Below are 17,910 nucleotides of genomic sequence, written 5' to 3'. Positions count from 1 at the left end.
GCGCTGCTGACATAAAACATCCTCCCAATCAGGATGAATCACAAATCAAACCAAATGGGAATCCCATGATTCAGCTTTCAAGCTCGCCGCTTTAGGTCCTGCCATCTCATCTCAAGTCCGGGTGGAGTCCAACTCAACTTGGGGGCAACCCCCCTTTTTTATTGGCCCGTCCATCCCGTCCATGCAGTCCATGCCTATTGTAGAAAAGTCGTAATCCCAGAGGACCCCGTTTGAAACTTGCGTGCTCGCAGTATTACCCGCTGCGGAAGGAATGTAAGCTTCATGCACAGACCGCCCGGACTGCATGGACATCCGTTATTTTTCAAGTGCTTAACATGGGTTTTGCGTGGACGCCGTGCTGGGCATTGTCCAACGAAAGCAGAATTAGAACGGGTGTTCCATAGGGCTTTCCAAAAACTGTTGAATAACGCGCTCCGCGCTCCCCCCGGGAATGCTAAGATCCCTGGGAAGGACCCTTTGCGGTAGGGCGAGACCAGAAAACCTGACAGCACCATCCCGGTCATTGGCTTTTCAAAAGGAAAAGCGGCTGATCGAATTCAACCAACTGACCATCTTCCACAAGGATTTCCTCGATAATGCCGTCTTTGGACGCTTCTAAAGTTGTGAACAGTTTCATCACTTCTATCACACAAATAGGTGCACCGGCAGACACGCGAGTTCCCCTCGTTACAAAGGGAGCCTCATCTGGCGCGGGGCGAGAGTAAAAAGTCCCAACCATGGGCGCGCATATGGGCTCTGCATCTTCTGGTGTAACCTGGTTTTTGAGGGTACTTGATGCCACGGGACTTGGGGTCGGTACCGCTGTTTGACCAACTGGAGAGCCCTTGAGGGCGGAAGCGGTTTCACCCTGAGCGCCACGTCGGATCACCAGTTTTACGCCGCTTTGCTCCAAAATAACTTCATCGCAATTGCTGGAATCAACGATTTTCAGAATATCTGCAACTTCACTAAAGCTCAGGGTCATGGTGCCTCCTCCGGCATTGAATGGGTTATTTACAACCGAAAGTAGGCTATTCGGGCCTTCAGCAACCAGCCACTTACTTGGAAGAATTGAATTCCAAGGGCGGTGGCTCGTGAGCTTCTATGCAACGGATTGCGCCACTCTCAAGTACCGTATCTATGCCCCAGTAAAAAAATTAAAGCAATTGACTTATTTTGTGAAAGGCGACTAAACCTGTCCCAACACGACCGAAAATCGGATGGAAACAGGTGAGACATGGCCGAGAAAAACGAACTTCGTCGAATATTGATCGCCAATCGAGGTGAAATTGCGTTGCGTGCCATTCGTGTCTGTCGCCGGATCGGCTTGGAGACGGTCGCGATTTACTCCACGGCTGATGCCTCATCGGCTCATGTGTGGGCCGCGGACAAGGCGGTCTGTGTGGGGCCGGCCGCAGCGCAGAAAAGCTATTTGTCTGCGAAAGCAGTGGTCCATATTGCATTGGAGACCGGATGCGATGGTGTGTACCCGGGATACGGTTTTTTGGCTGAGAATGCAGAGTTTGCGGATCTCTGTTCACAGAACGGAATAAAATTCATCGGCCCAAGTGCCGAAACCATTTCAACAATGGGAAATAAATCCAAGGCGCGGGAAGTTGCGGTCTCTCTGGGTGTGCCGGTTGTCCCGGGCTCGGATCAGGCATTTGATAAAGGGGCAGACGCTCGGGCCGTCGCCGAGGGTGTTGGATTTCCAATCTTGTTGAAAGCGCGCTCGGGCGGTGGTGGCCGTGGAATGCGTATTGTCAATCAAGCGAGTGAATTTGAACAGGCGTTCGTTGAGGCTCACCGCGAAGCAGAGGCTGCATTTGATGATGGAGCAATCTATCTGGAGCGCTTTTTCCGCGCTGTCCGTCATATTGAAATCCAGGTCTTTGGTGACGGGAAGGGCGGATCGATTGAATTTGACGAGCGCGATTGCAGTGTGCAACGCCGCCACCAGAAGCTAATCGAGGAATCGCCGTCTCCGATTGTGTCTGAAGACCAACGCCGGGATTTGAGACATGCCGCCAGATTACTCACACGCGGCACGCAGTATGAAGGGGCCGGAACTGTCGAATTCATTCTGGATACGGCGTCTGGCGAGTTTTTCTTTATCGAGATGAATACGCGCATTCAGGTTGAACATACTGTGACCGAAATGCGCGTCGACATGGATTTAATCGAACTTCAATTTTCTGTTGCACAAGGGCACCCCCTCCCGGAAACAAGTTCTGGCAAAGGTCACGCCATTGAGTTTCGCGTGAACGCAGAGGATTGGACCAACGGGTTCAGCCCCTCTCCCGGAAATTTGACACGATGGCAACCACCTCAGGGGCAAGGCATCAGGTTGGATTCAGCCGTCGGAAGCGGGCAGAATGTTGTGCCATTCTATGACTCAATGATCGCGAAGCTCATTGTCTATGGGGACAATCGTGATCAGGCCCTGGAGCGATCTCACAAGGCGCTGGCTGCGTTTCGGGTTACTGGGCTTTGCACGACAATCGGCTTTCATCGCTTGCTGATCGATCATCCAGATTTTGCCGACAACGCCATTCACACACGCTGGATTGAGGAAGTGTTCTCAGCCGGGCAGGAGGCCTGACTTAATGACCCGAAATTTAAAATTTATCGACGTTACTATGCGGGACGCGCATCAATGTCTTTGGGCCACGCGGATGACAACCTCAATGATGAAAGAGCTGGCCCCACGGTTGGATAACGCCGGTTTCGAGGCGATTGATCTAGTTGGCGGCGCTGTGTTTGACGTCTGTGTCAGATTTCTGCGGGAAGACCCATGGGAACGGATGCGGATACTGAACCAATGGGTCACAAAGACCCCTTTGATAATACACACCCGGGGTCAGTGCATGTTCACGTTCGAGTTTTTCCCGGATGATGTCGTGGAACTGGCCGCAGAGCGTTTTGCCGCAAACGGCATGCGCTATCACACCGTCTATGATCCGCTGAACGATACCCGGAATCTGAAAATTCCAATTCAGTCGGCACGCAATCTTGGCATCCATACGGTGCCAGGATTGGTTTACACTTTTAGCCCGGTGCATACTGATGCCTATTACGTGAAAAAGGCCAAGGAGCTTTTGACCTTTGGAATAGACGGTCTGTTTATCAAAGACCCCAGCGGATTGCTCACACCTGAACGCGTGGCAACGTTGGTTCCTGCTTTGAAGGCGGCCATTGGAGATTTGCCACTACAACTTCATACACATTGCCTGTCGGGCCTTGGTCCTTACGTGTCGCTGCAAGCCGTCAAGCATGGGGTCGACGTGTTGCACACTGCAACATCGACCCTCGCCAATGCCGCTTCGCATCCGGCCACCGAAAGCATGGTACGGGATTGCCTGAGACGTGGCTATGATGTCGATCTGGATCTTGCTTCCATTCACGAGGTTGCCGAGCGGCTGGAGTATATCGCCAAGGTCGAAGGCAAACCTGTCGGCGCCCCGGTAGAGTATGATGAATTCCACTATCATCATCAGGTCGCTGGCGGCATGATTTCAAATTTGAAAGTACAGCTTGAAGGCGTAGGTCTAGCTCATCGGATCGAAGAAATACTAGAAGAAGCGGGGCGCGTTCGGGCGGAACTTGGGTACCCAATAGTCGTCAGCCCATTCGCTCAGTACATCATTACTCAGTCCGTTCTTAACGTGACAGCAGTGGATCAGGGGCGGGAAAGATACGACAATGTGCCGGATGAAGTACGGTTGTATGCCCGTGGCGGATACGGTGAAATTGCAGGTGAAATTAAACCAAACTTGTATGATAAAATCTCAGGCGGTGCGGATCAGATCACTGAAAGGCCGGGCGCACTTGTTGAGCCGTCGCTCGGCACATTGAGAAAGAAGCGCGGTCCCTTTGCCTCGGATGATGATCTGTTGCTTGCGGCATTTTATGATGAAGGCCAATTTAGCGCACTTAAGGCTGCTGGTCCGATCAATACAGACAGCTTGTTGGGAGCAACGCCCATGCTGACATTGTTGAAAGAAGTTGCACATCGCCCTTCGGTCAAGACTTTCCACTTTATCGACAACAGAGAGGGTTAGCGCATGACAACTCCATGTATCATCACAACCGCGATTACCGGCGCCATTCCGAGAACTAAAGATTGTCCTGGATTGCCCGTAGTTCCGTCCAAACAGATTGAGTCCACCCATGAAGCCTATGAGGCTGGTTCAGCGTTAGTGCACATTCACGTGCGCAACGACGATGAAACCCCAAGCTCAGACGCTGACAAATTTGCCCAGATACAGGAAGGTGTGAAAAAACACTGCCCAGAGATGATTATTCAGTTCTCAACAGGAGGGCGGGGGCGCGATCAAGCCGCCCGGGGTGCCGCGCTGGAACACGCGCCGGACATGGCGTCTCTGTCCACTGGATCGGTCAATTTTCCGGGGTCCATTTACGAGAACCCACCGGATTTCATTGATGGCCTAGCAGCCCGGATGCTCACCTATAATGTGAAACCTGAAATAGAAGTGTTCGACTTGGCGATGTTGTACAATGCGGCCAATCTGGCGAAGCGCGGGTTAATCAAGGCGCCGGTGCATGTGCAATTCGTCATGGGCATTCCCAATGCGATGCCAGCTCGGCGTTCAATCCTTGATTTCCTTTTGTCCGAGTTGCCAAAGGTATTGCCTGACGCAACATGGACAGCAGCTGGCATTGGGCGACACCAGTTCGAAGTTAATCAATGGTGTCTTGAATTGGGGGGGCATTGCCGGACAGGTCTTGAGGATAACATCAAGTTTGACAGATCGCGCGTGGCGAACAGCAATGCGGAGTTGGTCACAAAAATCTCCAACGTTGCAGGAGATTTTGACCGTCATGCTGCTTCGCCAGCAGAAGCACGCCAACTTCTAGGCTTGTAACGTGGCGGGAAATCCGCGCGACCACGGGGCCTGTCAGGCCCCGTATTTGCTCAGATACTCTCCAAACAACTCTTCTTCTGATGGTTTGTCACCAGGGATAGTTTTGACCAGATGGGTGATGTTGAGGAAATGGGTGTAGTTCAGATTATCAGAGATCGAATTTCCCGCCCAGGTTCCGCCGCCCATCGTCAGCGTAAAGTTCAACCCGTTGTCAAACCCGCCGCCATTTCCAAAGGTGTGAGCCTGGTTTTCCAGCACCCGCACGACGTCAATTTCTTCGGCCAATCGTGTCGCATTCTCCGGTGTTCCTGTGTGAATTCCGACAGAGTGGCCTTTCCCACAGACCTTTAGAATGCCATTCAGTTTGGCGATCACATCTTCCATGTCCGAGGCCCGATAAACAGTCAGAACCAGTGATAGCTTTTCGTCTGTAAACTTGCTGCATGGGTCAACATCGTCTTCCTCCACTAGGAAGAAGGCGGCGTTCTGGGCTGCAGGCGCGAGGTTGCAGGTCTTGGCCAAAACCGGAGCATCCTTGGCGATGACATGTCGATTTAAGTGGCCGTCCTGCCAAAGCGTTTTGCGGATATCTTCCTTTTCGTCAACTGAACACACATATCCTCCAACCTCGCGAAGAGCGTCGAGAGTAGCGTCATAGACGCTATCCAGAATGACCAGAGAGTTTTCAGACGAACAGGACGTTGCATTGTCGAACGTCTTTGACGCAGAGATTTTTTGCGCAGCGTCACGAAGGTCGGCAGTCTCGTCAATGACAACAGGCACATTGCCCGCGCCAACTCCGATTGCAGGCGTCCCGGAAGAGTAAGCACGCTTCACGTTATTTTGTGATCCAGTAACTACTATCAAGTCGACAGCTTTCATCAACTCTTGTGTCAGGGTCTTGTTGACGGGTGATGGAAGGACTTGCACAAGGTCAGCCGGTAACCCGATTTTGACAAGCTCGGCACGCATGTATTCGACAACCCGAGTTGTCGTTCGCAACCCAGCTGGAGAGGGTGCGACTATGACCGCGTTGCGTCCTTTGATGGCAAACATCGCCTTGTTAACAGGTGTTGCTGCCGGGTTCGTCGATGGTGTCACTGCGGCGACAACTCCGACAGGTTTGGCGTACTTGATGATCCCAGTTGTCGGGTCGTCTGAAATTTGCCCCACCGACTTGACCCTCATGAGGTCACGCAGGCACCCAAAGGTCTTGCGGGTGTTTTTGAGTATCTTGCTGTCAACATTGCCAAGGCCAGTGTCTTCAACTGCGATTTCTGCCAGTTCGCGTGCACGATCCGGTTCATAGATGGCCCAGGCAAGCGCGGTGACGGCTTCATCTGTTCTGGATTGATCTGCCGATTGAAACTCGACCATTGCGGCGCGGGCGTTGACCATGAGTGCGGCAATCACCGCAGTCTCGCGTGCACCTGCGTCAAGAGAACGAGGAGGTGATGTTGACATATTTACCGCCCTTGATGTTGGTGAAAATGTGACTTGCTTCAGACCAAAGTTCTGCCGCCGTCAACGTAAATTGTCTGACCAGTGATGTAACTGCCAGCCTGAGACAGCAGCGTAATAGCCATACCGCTAAGGTCTTCGGGCTGTCCAAATCGGCCCATAGGGATGACTGAGAGTGCCTGCTGACTGACCGTCGGGTCCGCCACAGCGTTCACTGCCATGCCTGCGTTGAACATGGATGGGCCAATCGCATTGACGAGGATGTTGCTGCTTGCCCACTCACGGGCAAGAACCCGAACCATGTGGGACAGCGCAGATTTTGAACTGGCGTATGCCGCGTAGCCGACGTTGGCGACGGTGCTGGAAACCGAGGCAATGTGGACGATGCGACCACCTGCTTTTGGCAACCGCCTAGCAATGGCTCTTGAGAAATTGAATGCGCCAACAACGTTGACCTCGAAGCTCATGCGCAGCGCGTCTACATCCAATTCAAAAGCAGCCGCCGGGCGAATAATGCCTGCAGCGTTGATGCCTCCGTCCAGACGTCCGAATTGGGTCAATGTCTGCTGAACAATTTGATCCATCGAGGCTTCGTCGCAGATGTCGGCGACAGCCGTCAATATACCCGAAAACGATTGTGACAGAGTTGCCAGAGATTTTTCGTCGAGGTCACAAACGGCGAGTCTTGCGCCGCGTTCATAAAGAGCCTGAACAAGACCTTTTCCCAAGCCCCCACTGCCTCCAGCGACAATAAAGACTTTCTTTGACAGGTCGAAAAGAGGATCTGGTGCGAAATCTGAGTGGCTCATAACGGCTCCGGGTTGTTTGAATTTTGAAATAAGTCAGTTGACTTAATAAGTCAAACGATTTAACTAATGGGCGAACAACACACACGATAGCCGAGGGGTAATGAATCCATGAAAGTAGATCTTCTGTCGAAGGATAAGGTGATGATTACGGCCGCAATTACGGGCGGCTTGCATGGACGTGAGGCAAACGCCAATTTGCCACTCACACCGGAAGAGCAGGCGCAGGCTGCTTTGGATGCATATAACGCCGGTGCCTCGATTGTGCATCTACATGTTCGTGATGAGCAGGGCGTCGTGTCTACAGATCTGAAGGACTACAGCAACACCATCCGTCTGATCAATGAACGCTGCCCTATCATCACGCAGGTGGGCAACGGAATCGGAACGCGCGTGTTGCAGGGCGGCAGCCTTGGGGCCAAAGTCACCAATGACGAGCGGATGAACCTGATCAATATCGAACCCCGCCCGGATATGCTGACCGTGAATGGCGGCACCTTCGAATTCCGCAGCCCGGTCAGCCACGACACATTCGACAACAACCACAAATTCAACATCGACTTCATCGAGGGCTGCAAGGCGCGCAACTATGGTCTGGAACTGGAAGTTTATGACCCCAGCCATATCGCCAACATGCTGGATCTGCGCAATGCCGGCGTTCTCGAGGGCATGCTCCATTTCAGCATCGTGCTGGGGATCAAGGGCGGCTCGCCTTCATCGGTCAGCAACCTTATCCACATGGTAAGCGAATTGCCCGACGACAGCGGATGGCAGCTCGTTTCCATCGGGCGGTATCATTTCCGGTCGAACGCGATGGCGCTGGCCATGGGCGGCAATGTCCGCACCGGCATGGAAGACACGGTGTTCAACGAAAAAGGCCTGCCGGTATCGGGCAATGGTGAGCTGGTTGAGGCAACGTCCAATCTTACCCGGTCCATGGGCCGCGAGCCCGCCACCGTAGAAGAAGCACGTCAGGCTTTGGGTTTGGGCAACTGATGCAGCTGTCAGTATTCGGCATTGGGTGGCCACATGACTAAACCGTTTACTGGTCAGGTTGCACTGGTCACCGGGGCAAGCTCGGGCATAGGCCGGGCAACGGCACAAGCCTTTGCTAAAGGCGGCGCTAAAGTTGTCGTTGCTGCGCGCAGACCTGAGCAATGTGAAGAAACCGTGGACCTTATCCGGTCTGCGGGCGGCGAGGCCATTTTCTGCAAGACCGACGTTGCGAAGCCCGCTGAGGTGAAAACAATGATCGAAACGACTATTGCCGGGTTCGGGGCTTTGAATTTCCTGTTCAACAATGCCGGCGTGGAGGGAACGACATTCACGCCGATTGAGGATTATGCCGAAGACGATTGGGCTCAAGTTATAGCCATAAATCTAACGGGCGTGTTCCTTTGTACGAAATACGCAATGCCGCATCTAGTGAGAACCAAAGGGGCAATTGTGAATATGGCCTCGATTGCTGGTCTTAGTGGCGGTCGCATGGGGGCGGCTTATTACGCTAGCAAGCATGGAGTGGTCGGTTTGACAAAATCAACGGCCATTGAATATGCAGACAAAGGCGTGCGAGTAAATGCTGTCGCACCAGCGGTGATCAAGACACCAATGATTGAGCGTGCTGACCTTGTTGGCAACGATGAGATCGAGCAAAAAATGCTGAGTCTGCACCCTTTAGGGCGATTTGGTGTCCCTGAAGAAGTCGCAAATGCGGTGACCTGGCTTTGCTCGGAACAAGCGTCATTCGTGACTGGCCATACACTGCCGGTTGATGGCGGGTTTCTGGTGCCGTGATCACTAAGTGATGACTAAGATCAATGATGAAACGTAAGAAGGCGGGCGACAAATGACACTGAGCACTGGATCCGGCCAACTTCAGGGCAAAGTCGCAATTGTAACGGGCGCTGGCGCTGGAATTGGCAAAACCATTGCTGCTAAGTTTGCCGCAGAAGGCGCAATAGTCTGTATTGCCGACATCAATGGTGATACAGCGGAAGCCGTGTCCAATGAAATATGTGCCGGAGGTGGCAAGGCTGTTGGGGTTCAGATGGATGTGACCAACGAGCAGGAGGTTACCGCTGTTGTGGATGATCTGGCTGGCCGATTTGGACATATCGATGTCCTAGTGGCGAACGCCGGTATTCAGCACATTGACGAAATTGCCGATGTCTCGTTTGCAGACTGGAAGCGGGTTCTTTCTGTTCACCTGGATGGCAGCTTTTTGACGACGCGCGCTTGCCTGAAGCACATGTACTCCGGAACACAAGGCGGCAGCGTTATCCTGTTGGGATCGGTCCATTCCTATTTGGCATCGGAGCAAAAGGGACCTTACATTGTGGCCAAACACGGGCTTGTCGGGCTTGCCCGCACTATAGCCAAAGAAGGCGCAAAACATGGGGTTCGCGCAAACACAATTTGCCCCGGACTGGTACGTACAGCCCTGATTGAAGCGCAACTTCCCATTCTGTCAAAAGATCGTGGTATCAGTGAAGAACAGGTCATAACCGACATGCTGCAGACAACCGTCGATGGTGAATTCACGACCCAGGCCGAGTTGGCTGACGTGGCGACTTTCCTGGCGGCTTTTCCATCGAATGCCTTGACTGGGCAATCGATCAGCGTAAGCCACGGAATTCACATGCTTTAAGCACTGGAACTCTAAAACTACCTCAAAAATTGAAATTTGCGTTAGCCCGCCTTCGTGTGGGGGCAAAGCCTTGGGCTTGCTATGGCAGGCAATAACAGGTTGTCTGGAAAGCGAATGTTGGCTTGTGCCAAAAACCGTGCCTGACTCCCTGGAAGGCAATTTAAATCGCTTGACTTAATAAGTCATGTGACTTACTTTTTTGACATGAGCTGAGATTCTTAACTAAACTCGGTTCAGGAGGAAACATGACCGCTAAAAAGAAGCCAAAATCTGAACGGGCGAATGAAACGCGAGAGTTGCTCTTACGAGCAGCTGAGCGGCTGTACGCTCAACGCGGAATTGATGGCGCCTCATTGCGAGAGATAAACAGAGAAGCTGATCAAAAGAATTCGTCAGCAATTCACTATTATTTCGGGTCGCGCGATGCAGTGATCGACGGCATATTTCAAATGCGTGCATCTTACATCAATGCGCGCCGTCGTGAAGCGTTGGACAAGATCAATGCCAGTTCAGAGGCGATCGTTCTTCGTGATCTGATTTTGGGCGTTCTTATGCCTCAGGTTGAGCTTTTGGGCGAGGAAAGAGGCTCCTATTTCTACAACCGATTTCTGGCTCAGGCCGCTCTGAGCGGACAGGAAGACGTCCGGCAATTGTGGAGAAGCCATTTCAGTGGCGTTCTGAGCGAGTTTGCAATGCTTACAGCCAGATGCCTTCCGGATCTGCCTGCGGATGTTCTGCGGCAGCGTTTGGCAATCCACACCGACTTCACAATCTACGGACTGGCCGGGCTGGAGCGGGTTGTTGAGGCTCGAAAAGACGAGGCGTCAGGTTTGTCGATTGAAAAAGACGTTGACCCACTTGTCGACATGTTGTGCGGGGCTCTCAGTGCTCCTGCGACGGTGGGGGAAGCAAGCTAACGAAACGTTGAGCCCCACATTCACACTCACCACGAAAAACATGAGTTCGCATATCAATTCCAGGGAGGAAGAAAGCGATGACTAAGACAGGTAAGCTGAAATTACTAAAGGGCGCGGTTGCTACGCTCGGACTGTCGTTGGCCGTGTCAGCGGCGGCCGCTGAAAACGAGACTGTTACTTTTGGAACTTACGGCGGAACAACCGGCAATATGCACGCGTTCCTCGCCGACAAAGAAGGGCTCTGCGAAGAATATGGCTTTGACTGCCAATTCGCAGTCCTGAACACCGGCCCTCTGCAGTTGCAGGCAATGCTCGGTGGATCAATTGACGTCGGTTACTTTGTGCCAGAAGTGGCATTTGGTGGCATCAATCGTGGTGCAGACATTCAAGCTGGCGCCGGTGGAGTTGCTACACAGCCATATGTTGTTGTTGCCCGCAGTGACATTGAATTGCCGAACCTCGATAAGGGTTACCCGGAAAACATGATCGATCTGAAAGGCAAAACAATCGGTGTGCCTGCTCGCGGTAGTGGCGCCGAACTTTTGCTGATGAGAATGCTTGCGGACGTCGGTCTGACTGAAGACGATGTCACGCTTGTAGGTGTTGGCGGCCCGGGTACAGCTTTGCCCGCTCTGACGGTCGGTAAACAGATTGATGCAATGATCAACTTCCCGCCATCCCAGCACATCTGTAATGCCTCTGGCGCCTGCGTCAAAATTGTCGATCCCTCACAAGGTGAAGGCCCAGAGGTCATTACCGGTATGATTGGTGCCTCTGTTCCAATGTGGTTCACTCGGGACTTTATCGAATCTGACCCAGCTCGCATGGACAAGCTGATAGAAATGATGGCTGAGATGGAAGTCTGGATGACTGCGCCGGAAAATCTCGATGCCGTCCTCGATCATTACATGGAATGGATCCCGTTCACTAGCATGAAGGGTGGCGACGAGCTGCGCCGTACCTGGATCGAAGCAGAGCTGAACAACTACCGAATGGCGTTGTCGCGTGATGCTTTCAAAACGATCCACGACCATGCGCTTGAAAACGGACTGATCGACTCGGCTGTTGACCTTGACGCCGCAGTCTATTCAAAAGCTCCTGAGTGATTGGATAGTTCAATGACAAAGAACGCATCCATTGGAATACAGATGAGTTCACTCGGTCACACCTTCAGTGGGGGTGTGACCGCCCTAACAGACTTCTCGCTCGATATTGCACCAGGAGAATTCGTGTCGATTGTTGGCCCATCCGGGTGCGGCAAGACGACGGTGCTGAACCTGGTGGCGGGTCTTCTGGACGTGCAGTCAGGTGACGTGAAGGTTGGCACTACATCGCCAAAGGCCGGTCGGCATGACGTCGCATATATGATGGCACGGGACTGCCTTTATCCATGGCTGAATTCGCAACAGAATGCTGAGTTTGGAAATATGATCCGCAAATCTGATAAGGCGGATTCGACCAAGCGTGTTTTAGAATTACTGGAGCGGGTCGGCTTAAAAGGTTTTGAAAAGGCGTATCCCAAGGAACTCTCACACGGGATGCGTCAACGGGTGGCGCTCGCGCGAACTTTTGCAATGGCGTCGCCCGTCCTTTTGATGGACGAACCATTTGGGGCACTTGATGCGCAAACCAAACTGGTGTTGGCAGAGTTGTTGGATCAGCTCTGGGAGCAAGAGCACCGCACCGTATTGTTCATCACCCATGATTTGGCCGAAGCCATTGCGCTTTCAGACCGGGTTATCGTGATGAGCCAGCGACCCGGAAGAATTATCGCGAACATTCCGATTGAACTTGAGCGCCCGCGTTCGGTGCGCGCGCTTCAAAAAGACCCGCATTTTCACGAAATTTATGCCAACGTCTGGAGCCTTCTTGAACAAGCGCTTGAAGACAAACCAACCGAGGTGGCCTGACTATGGAAACCGGTAACATCAAAACTGCCTGGGGCATGCCGATCTGGGTGCTGCGACTTGTTCTTTTAAGCCTTCTCTGCTTGTTGTGGGAATGGGCCACAGTCAGACAGCCCAGCCTGCGGGTGTTTGTTGGTCAGCCCTCGGGCATTGCCGTGTTCTTCTGGGATGGGCTGTTTGTGAACGGCAAGCTTATACAGCATGGTTTCTGGAGCATCTTAGCCACGTTGATTTCATTTGGTCTCGGATCCGTTGCAGGAATTCTTACTGGGATGATGTTCGCTATGTCGCCCAGGTTAGAGGTATTCTTTCAGCCTATTCTGATTGCACTTAATTCTCTCCCCCGTATCGCTCTGGCGCCACTTTTCCTTTTGTGGTTCGGTCTGGGCATGGGCTCCAAGATTGCTTTAGCCTTTTCGCTGACTTTTTTCATCGTGTTGGATTCAACTGTTGCCGGAATGCGCAGCGTCAATCCCGATCATGTGACATTGGCCAGAACAATTGGAGCCAGCCCAGGCACAATCTTCCGTAAGATAACACTTGTTTCTGCTCTACCCACCATTTTCACCGGTCTCAGGTTGGGCATGATCTACGCATTGCTTGGTGTCATCGGGTCAGAGATTATTGCGTCGACGCAAGGGCTTGGGCAGTATCTCTCTTTCCTCGCCGGTGTGTTCAACACTGATGGCGTTTTCGCGGTGCTTTTACTCCTGGCTATTCTTGGGTCAGCAATCGGCTACCTGATGACCAGAATAGAAGCCAGATTACTACGATGGAAGTAACGCCGGGCACACTGCTCTTAAGGCTCTGAAGTCGGCCAACCAATTATTTCAATCTCAATCGTCCACCACTCAGGAGGTTTGGATGCCTGCAACACTATTGTCTACCCGGGACCTGGACTTTCTGCTCTATGACTGGATTGGGTTGGAAAGTCGTCTCAACGAAAGTGGTTTGATGGACCGGGAGTCTGCGGACGCATACTTCGATCTGTCTCGAAAACTCGCCGAGGATGAGTTTCTTACACACTACAAGGCTTCCGACACGAAGGAGCCTTGGATGGATGCAGACGGTGTTCACGTTCTGCCAGAGATTGGCAAGGCCTTGACGAGTTATAAAGAACTGGGACTTTTTGGCGCTAGTTTTTCTGAAGACCTTGGTGGCATGGGGTTGCCCTTTTTGGTGACATCCGCCTCGTTCGTCTGGTTTGTGGCTGCCAATTGCGCGACGGTTGGCTATGCAATGCTCACGGGCGCCAACGCACGACTGATAGCCTCTTTCGGGTCAGCTGAGCAGGTTGAACAATTCGCCTTGCCTCAGATTGCGGGCGACTGGTTCGGCACTATGTGCCTGTCAGAACCGCAGGCTGGATCCGGTCTTGGAGACGTTCGCACGCGCGCTGTCGCTGACGGTCAGGATGCTCTTGGCGACCGCTATCGGTTGCAGGGCAACAAGATGTGGATTTCCGCTGGGGACCATGACATTTCCGAGAATATCGTGCATCTGGTTTTGGCCAAAGTTCCGGACGAAAACGGAGTATTACCGGAGGGAACCAAGGGTATCTCTCTGTTTATCGTGCCAAAAATGCTGCCAGATGGCAATCGGAACGATGTCATTGCTGCTGGACTGAACCACAAGATGGGCAATCGGGGAACATCCAATTGCTTGCTCAACTTTGGCGAAAATGATGGCGCTGTGGGCTGGATGATCGGTGAATCCGGGCAGGGGTTGCGCCAGATGTTCATGATGATGAATGAAGCGCGTATTGCCGTTGGGTTTACCGGTGCTGCGCAGGCGTATCGGGGATACTTGCTGGCGGTTGACTATGCGCGTGAGCGACTTCAGGGCAGGCATATAGGCCAAAGGGGTGGTGACCCTGTTCCAATCATAGAGCATGCTGACGTCAAGCGCATGTTAGTCGCCGCCAAGTCCTATGCCGAAGGGTCGATGGCATTATGTTTGTTCTGCGCAGCTTTGGTCGACCGACCCGAAGACAGCGAAGCCTCGGCATTGCTCGAATTGCTAACTCCTGTGGCAAAGACATTCCCGTCGGAATTTGGTCTCGCGGCCAATGATCTGGCGATACAGGTGCATGGTGGTTATGGGTACACCCGCGATTTTGACGTCGAGCAACTCTACCGAGACAACCGCCTGAATGCGATCCATGAGGGAACAACAGGCATACAAGCCCAAGATCTCCTGGCCCGCAAAATACTGCACAGCGATGGGGCAGGGATAAGTGCTTTGAAGGCGCGTGTGACCGACACTATCCGGCGCGCGCGGCACCTGCCTAAATTGGTGGAATTGGCTGACGACATGCAATCAGCTCTGGATAAGGTTGACTCCACGATTGAAGCTCTCAAAGGGTGCAATCCGCAGGCGCAGATAGACAATGCAACACCGTTCTTTAAAGGGTTTTGCGTGGTGGTTGTTGCCTGGCATTGGCTGGATCAAGCCCTTTGTGCAGCAAACAAGAACTGTGCCAGCGAAGACGATCGCAACTTTGTTCAAGGCAAGCTTGCGGCCTGCCGGTACTTCTTTGAGTGTGAATTGACGAGCGTGACCCCGATGCTGACTTTTGTCGCCAGCGGTAGCGATGCGGTATCGTCTATTTCACCAGACTTCTTCTAAACTCCATTACTAAGACAGGATAAATTCGACATGAGCAACAGTCCCGAAACCCCCGACATCCGATTTGACGGCCGCGTCGCCATTGTAACGGGCGCTGGAACCGGGTTGGGCCGTTCCCATGCTATGGCTCTGGCTGCGCGAGGTGCCCTGGTTGTGGTGAACGATCTTGGTGGCGGACCGGACGCGCCGGAAAGTGCTGTCGAACAGGTGGCGACCGAAATTCGGGCGCTAGGTGGGCAGGCTCTGTCACACGGTGCAAATGTGACCGACGCGGATCAGGTTCAGGATATGGTCAATGTAGCGCTCGAAAAATGGGGGCGCATCGACATTTTGGTAAACAATGCGGGTATTTTGCGAGACAAATCCTTTTCCAAAATGACATTGGACGAGTTTCGGCAAGTTCTGGACGTTCATGTGTTTGGCTCCGTGGTTTGTACCAAAATGGTCTGGGATCACATGAAGAAGGCAGGTTATGGGCGCATTGTCATGACGTCGTCATCATCTGGGATCTACGGAAACTTCGGCCAAACCAACTATGGCACCGCAAAAATGGGCCTGATTGGTTTTATGAACGTGTTGCACCTGGAAGGTCAGAAGTACGGTGTTCATGTCAACTCTTTGGCACCGACCGCCGCAACTCAGATGACCGAGGGGCTTTTGTCCGAAGCGTCATTAAGCCTTATGTCAACGGAAAGCGTTTCTGCAGGCCTTCTTTATCTGGTGAGTGAACAGGCCCCGTCACGTCTCATTCTTTGCGCAGGGGCAGGCGGATACGCGGCCTCCAAAATTTATGAGACAGAAGGTGTTTATCTGACGCCCGATCAACAAACTCCTGAACAGGTGGCGGCCCATGTCGAAGCCATTACCGACCCTGCTGATCAAGCGCCTTTCGAACAAGGTTTTGAGCAGACAATGAAATTTGTCAGTAAAGCGGCAGAGCATGCAGGCATTGATCTGAAAGGGAGTCTGGTCTGATGCGGCACGCAGTCATCGTCTCAACCGCCCGAACCCCAATTGGAAAGGCTTATCGCGGGGCTTTCAACAACACGTCTGCTCCGACTTTGGCCGGCCACGCAATCGAACATGCCGTTGCCCGATCTGGCCTTGATCCTGCACGTATTGATGATGTTGTGCTTGGGGCTGCGATTCAAATGGGAACAAGTTTTATGAATGTGGCACGCAATTCGGCGGTTCGGGCTGGGTTGCCAGTCTCTGTTGCGGCACAAAGCATAGATCGGCAATGCGCAAGTGGCATGATGGCTATCGCAACGGCGGCCAAGCAAATCATCTCGGACGGTATGGACATCACTGTCGGTGGCGGGGTCGAGAGCATTTCGATGAACCAGACCGAAAAAATGTTCGTAACGCCGGACCTCTGGCTGAAGGAGAACAAGCCGTCGATCTATATGACAATGCTTGAAACGGCGGAAAACGTAGCGGATCGCTATGGTATCGGTCGTGAGGCTCAGGATGCCTATGCGCTGCAGTCCCAACAGCGGACCGCAATGGCGCAATCTAACGGCCAGTTCGACGATGAGATTGTGCCAATGGACGCGATCATGACCGTGGTTGATCGTGAAACTAAAGAGGTGAGTGACAAGACAATCACCCTTGGGAAAGACGAAGGCAACCGTCCGGAAACCACATTGGAAAGCCTGCAGTCATTGCAGCCGGTATTCAAAGATGGCCAAGTCGTGCAACAGGGGCAATACATCACTGCAGGTAATGCAAGCCAGCTGTCAGATGGCGCTTCGGCATCTGTTTTGATGGAAGCGAAGGTCGCAGAAAAAGAGGGTCTGGAGCCACTTGGGCTATACCGGGGCATCTCAGTCGCAGGGTGCGAGCCTGACGAGATGGGGATTGGTCCTGTTCGTGCTGTGCCAAAATTGCTCGCGGCAAACGGGTTGAAAGTCGAAGACATCGGCCTGTGGGAGTTGAATGAAGCCTTTGCCTGTCAGGTGATAGCGAGCCGGGACAAATTGGGCATCCCTGACGAATTGTTGAACGTGAACGGCGGCGCCATCTCGATCGGCCACCCATATGGCATGTCGGGTGCGCGCATGGTTGGGCACGCCTTGATAGAAGGTAAGCGGCGTGGTGCGAAATACGTTGTCTGCACGATGTGTGTCGGTGGCGGCATGGGGGCTGCGGGCTTGTTCGAAGTGATCTGACACGGCCCATGAAGCTGCTGCACATTTGTGGAGAAACACTATGAAAACGCGTATTACTGAACTTTTTGGCATCGAACATCCCATTATACAGGGCGGGATGCATTATGTCGGTTTTGCCGAGTTGGCGGCTGCGGTCTCGAATGCCGGAGGACTTGGAACGATCACTGGGTTGACCCAGGGCACACCAGACAAGCTCGCAAATGAAATTGCGCGGTGCAAAGCCATGACCGATCGCCCGATTGCGGTGAACCTGACATTTCTGCCCAGCGTAAACGCACCCGACTATCCGGGCTTGATTGACGCCATAATCGAAGCAGAAGTTCCGGTCGTTGAGACTGCTGGTCGAAATCCCCAAGCCCACATCGAGCAGATGAAGAATGCCGGAATTAAAATAATCCACAAATGCACTTCGGTGCGTCACGCCCTGAAGGCTGAAAGCATCGGGTGTGACGCAGTTTCTGTGGATGGGTTCGAATGTGGGGGGCAT

17 protein-coding genes are annotated in these 17,910 nt (G+C 52.9%); 14 read left to right on the top strand and 3 right to left on the bottom strand.

Annotation, left to right across the window (positions count from 1 at the left end):
* Positions 1–520 precede the first annotated feature (520 nt).
* Complete coding sequence (gene accB, locus BUC32_RS18965; protein WP_073256902.1) at positions 521–985, bottom strand: acetyl-CoA carboxylase biotin carboxyl carrier protein; 465 nt, start codon at positions 983–985, stop codon at positions 521–523.
* Between the two features lie 252 nt (positions 986–1,237).
* Between accB and BUC32_RS18960 the strand changes: the two genes are divergently transcribed.
* Genes BUC32_RS18960 through BUC32_RS18950 form a run of 3 tightly spaced genes read left to right on the top strand, consistent with a single transcriptional unit; the run spans position 1,238 to position 4,886 of the window.
* On the top strand, positions 1,238–2,602 hold the full coding sequence (locus BUC32_RS18960; protein WP_073256899.1) for an acetyl-CoA carboxylase biotin carboxylase subunit: 1,365 nt from the start codon (positions 1,238–1,240) through the stop codon (positions 2,600–2,602).
* A gap of 4 nt (positions 2,603–2,606) precedes the next feature.
* Positions 2,607–4,061: a pyruvate carboxylase subunit B gene (locus tag BUC32_RS18955; protein WP_073256897.1), complete on the top strand. Its 1,455-nt coding sequence runs from the start codon at positions 2,607–2,609 to the stop codon at positions 4,059–4,061.
* A 3-nt stretch (positions 4,062–4,064) separates the two neighbouring features.
* Positions 4,065–4,886, top strand: coding sequence for a BKACE family enzyme (locus BUC32_RS18950; RefSeq protein WP_073256894.1), 822 nt, complete (start codon positions 4,065–4,067; stop codon positions 4,884–4,886).
* 33 nt (positions 4,887–4,919) lie between these two features.
* Here the strand turns inward: BUC32_RS18950 and sauS are convergent, their stop codons facing one another.
* Both sauS and BUC32_RS18940 read right to left on the bottom strand, forming a co-directional pair.
* Entirely contained in the window at positions 4,920–6,350 is a 1,431-nt protein-coding gene (sauS, locus tag BUC32_RS18945; RefSeq protein WP_073256891.1) for an acylating sulfoacetaldehyde dehydrogenase, read from the bottom strand.
* Positions 6,351–6,388: 38 nt separating this feature from the next.
* On the bottom strand, positions 6,389–7,156 hold the full coding sequence (locus tag BUC32_RS18940) for an SDR family NAD(P)-dependent oxidoreductase (protein ID WP_073256888.1): 768 nt from the start codon (positions 7,154–7,156) through the stop codon (positions 6,389–6,391).
* 108 nt (positions 7,157–7,264) lie between these two features.
* Here BUC32_RS18940 and BUC32_RS18935 point away from each other — a divergent pair, with 108 nt between their 5' ends.
* The 11 genes from BUC32_RS18935 to BUC32_RS18885 form a co-directional block, all read left to right on the top strand.
* Positions 7,265–8,149, top strand: a complete 885-nt coding sequence (locus BUC32_RS18935) for a BKACE family enzyme (protein ID WP_073256885.1) — start codon at positions 7,265–7,267, stop codon at positions 8,147–8,149.
* Positions 8,150–8,182: 33 nt separating this feature from the next.
* Positions 8,183–8,947 (top strand): glucose 1-dehydrogenase, encoded by a 765-nt coding sequence (locus BUC32_RS18930; protein WP_073256882.1) that lies wholly within the window; start codon positions 8,183–8,185, stop codon positions 8,945–8,947.
* 52 nt (positions 8,948–8,999) lie between these two features.
* Entirely contained in the window at positions 9,000–9,800 is an 801-nt protein-coding gene (locus BUC32_RS18925; RefSeq protein WP_073256879.1) for a 3-hydroxybutyrate dehydrogenase, read from the top strand.
* 245 nt (positions 9,801–10,045) lie between these two features.
* Entirely contained in the window at positions 10,046–10,717 is a 672-nt protein-coding gene (locus BUC32_RS18920) for a TetR/AcrR family transcriptional regulator (RefSeq protein ID WP_073256876.1), read from the top strand.
* A 77-nt stretch (positions 10,718–10,794) separates the two neighbouring features.
* Positions 10,795–11,823, top strand: a complete 1,029-nt coding sequence (locus BUC32_RS18915) for an ABC transporter substrate-binding protein (protein WP_073256873.1) — start codon at positions 10,795–10,797, stop codon at positions 11,821–11,823.
* 42 nt (positions 11,824–11,865) lie between these two features.
* Positions 11,866–12,627, top strand: coding sequence for an ABC transporter ATP-binding protein (locus BUC32_RS18910; RefSeq protein ID WP_220387647.1), 762 nt, complete (start codon positions 11,866–11,868; stop codon positions 12,625–12,627).
* A gap of 2 nt (positions 12,628–12,629) precedes the next feature.
* Complete coding sequence (locus tag BUC32_RS18905; RefSeq protein WP_073256867.1) at positions 12,630–13,406, top strand: ABC transporter permease; 777 nt, start codon at positions 12,630–12,632, stop codon at positions 13,404–13,406.
* A gap of 82 nt (positions 13,407–13,488) precedes the next feature.
* The gene (locus BUC32_RS18900) at positions 13,489–15,252 is read left to right on the top strand and encodes an acyl-CoA dehydrogenase (protein ID WP_073256864.1); all 1,764 of its coding nucleotides are present in this window, start codon (positions 13,489–13,491) and stop codon (positions 15,250–15,252) included.
* Between the two features lie 30 nt (positions 15,253–15,282).
* A complete protein-coding gene (locus BUC32_RS18895; RefSeq protein ID WP_073256862.1) occupies positions 15,283–16,227 on the top strand; it encodes an SDR family NAD(P)-dependent oxidoreductase in 945 nt (314 codons plus the stop codon).
* Positions 16,227–17,423 (top strand): acetyl-CoA C-acyltransferase, encoded by a 1,197-nt coding sequence (locus tag BUC32_RS18890; protein ID WP_073256860.1) that lies wholly within the window; start codon positions 16,227–16,229, stop codon positions 17,421–17,423. Before BUC32_RS18895 ends, BUC32_RS18890 begins: the two co-directional genes overlap by 1 nt.
* A gap of 40 nt (positions 17,424–17,463) precedes the next feature.
* The coding region (locus tag BUC32_RS18885) for an NAD(P)H-dependent flavin oxidoreductase (RefSeq protein ID WP_139280799.1) at positions 17,464–17,910 on the top strand (447 nt) is incomplete at its 3' end.

Origin of the sequence: Shimia gijangensis, assembly GCF_900142085.1 — a bacterium.
Lineage (GTDB): Bacteria > Pseudomonadota > Alphaproteobacteria > Rhodobacterales > Rhodobacteraceae > Shimia > Shimia gijangensis.
Note: the sequence above shows the minus strand (reverse complement) of the source record. Positions and strands in the feature narration are given on the sequence as shown.

Excerpts from the sequence above, each read along its gene's own strand:
- accB (WP_073256902.1), bottom strand. The coding sequence starts at position 985 with ATGACCCTGAGCTTTAGTGAAGTTGCAGATATTCTGAAAATCGTTGAT.
- BUC32_RS18960 (WP_073256899.1), top strand. The coding sequence starts at position 1,238 with ATGGCCGAGAAAAACGAACTTCGTCGAATATTGATCGCCAATCGAGGT.
- BUC32_RS18955 (WP_073256897.1), top strand. The coding sequence starts at position 2,607 with ATGACCCGAAATTTAAAATTTATCGACGTTACTATGCGGGACGCGCAT.
- BUC32_RS18950 (WP_073256894.1), top strand. The coding sequence starts at position 4,065 with ATGACAACTCCATGTATCATCACAACCGCGATTACCGGCGCCATTCCG.
- sauS (WP_073256891.1), bottom strand. The coding sequence starts at position 6,350 with ATGTCAACATCACCTCCTCGTTCTCTTGACGCAGGTGCACGCGAGACT.
- BUC32_RS18940 (WP_073256888.1), bottom strand. The coding sequence starts at position 7,156 with ATGAGCCACTCAGATTTCGCACCAGATCCTCTTTTCGACCTGTCAAAG.
- BUC32_RS18935 (WP_073256885.1), top strand. The coding sequence starts at position 7,265 with ATGAAAGTAGATCTTCTGTCGAAGGATAAGGTGATGATTACGGCCGCA.
- BUC32_RS18930 (WP_073256882.1), top strand. The coding sequence starts at position 8,183 with ATGACTAAACCGTTTACTGGTCAGGTTGCACTGGTCACCGGGGCAAGC.
- BUC32_RS18925 (WP_073256879.1), top strand. The coding sequence starts at position 9,000 with ATGACACTGAGCACTGGATCCGGCCAACTTCAGGGCAAAGTCGCAATT.
- BUC32_RS18920 (WP_073256876.1), top strand. The coding sequence starts at position 10,046 with ATGACCGCTAAAAAGAAGCCAAAATCTGAACGGGCGAATGAAACGCGA.
- BUC32_RS18915 (WP_073256873.1), top strand. The coding sequence starts at position 10,795 with ATGACTAAGACAGGTAAGCTGAAATTACTAAAGGGCGCGGTTGCTACG.
- BUC32_RS18910 (WP_220387647.1), top strand. The coding sequence starts at position 11,866 with ATGAGTTCACTCGGTCACACCTTCAGTGGGGGTGTGACCGCCCTAACA.
- BUC32_RS18905 (WP_073256867.1), top strand. The coding sequence starts at position 12,630 with ATGGAAACCGGTAACATCAAAACTGCCTGGGGCATGCCGATCTGGGTG.
- BUC32_RS18900 (WP_073256864.1), top strand. The coding sequence starts at position 13,489 with ATGCCTGCAACACTATTGTCTACCCGGGACCTGGACTTTCTGCTCTAT.
- BUC32_RS18895 (WP_073256862.1), top strand. The coding sequence starts at position 15,283 with ATGAGCAACAGTCCCGAAACCCCCGACATCCGATTTGACGGCCGCGTC.
- BUC32_RS18890 (WP_073256860.1), top strand. The coding sequence starts at position 16,227 with ATGCGGCACGCAGTCATCGTCTCAACCGCCCGAACCCCAATTGGAAAG.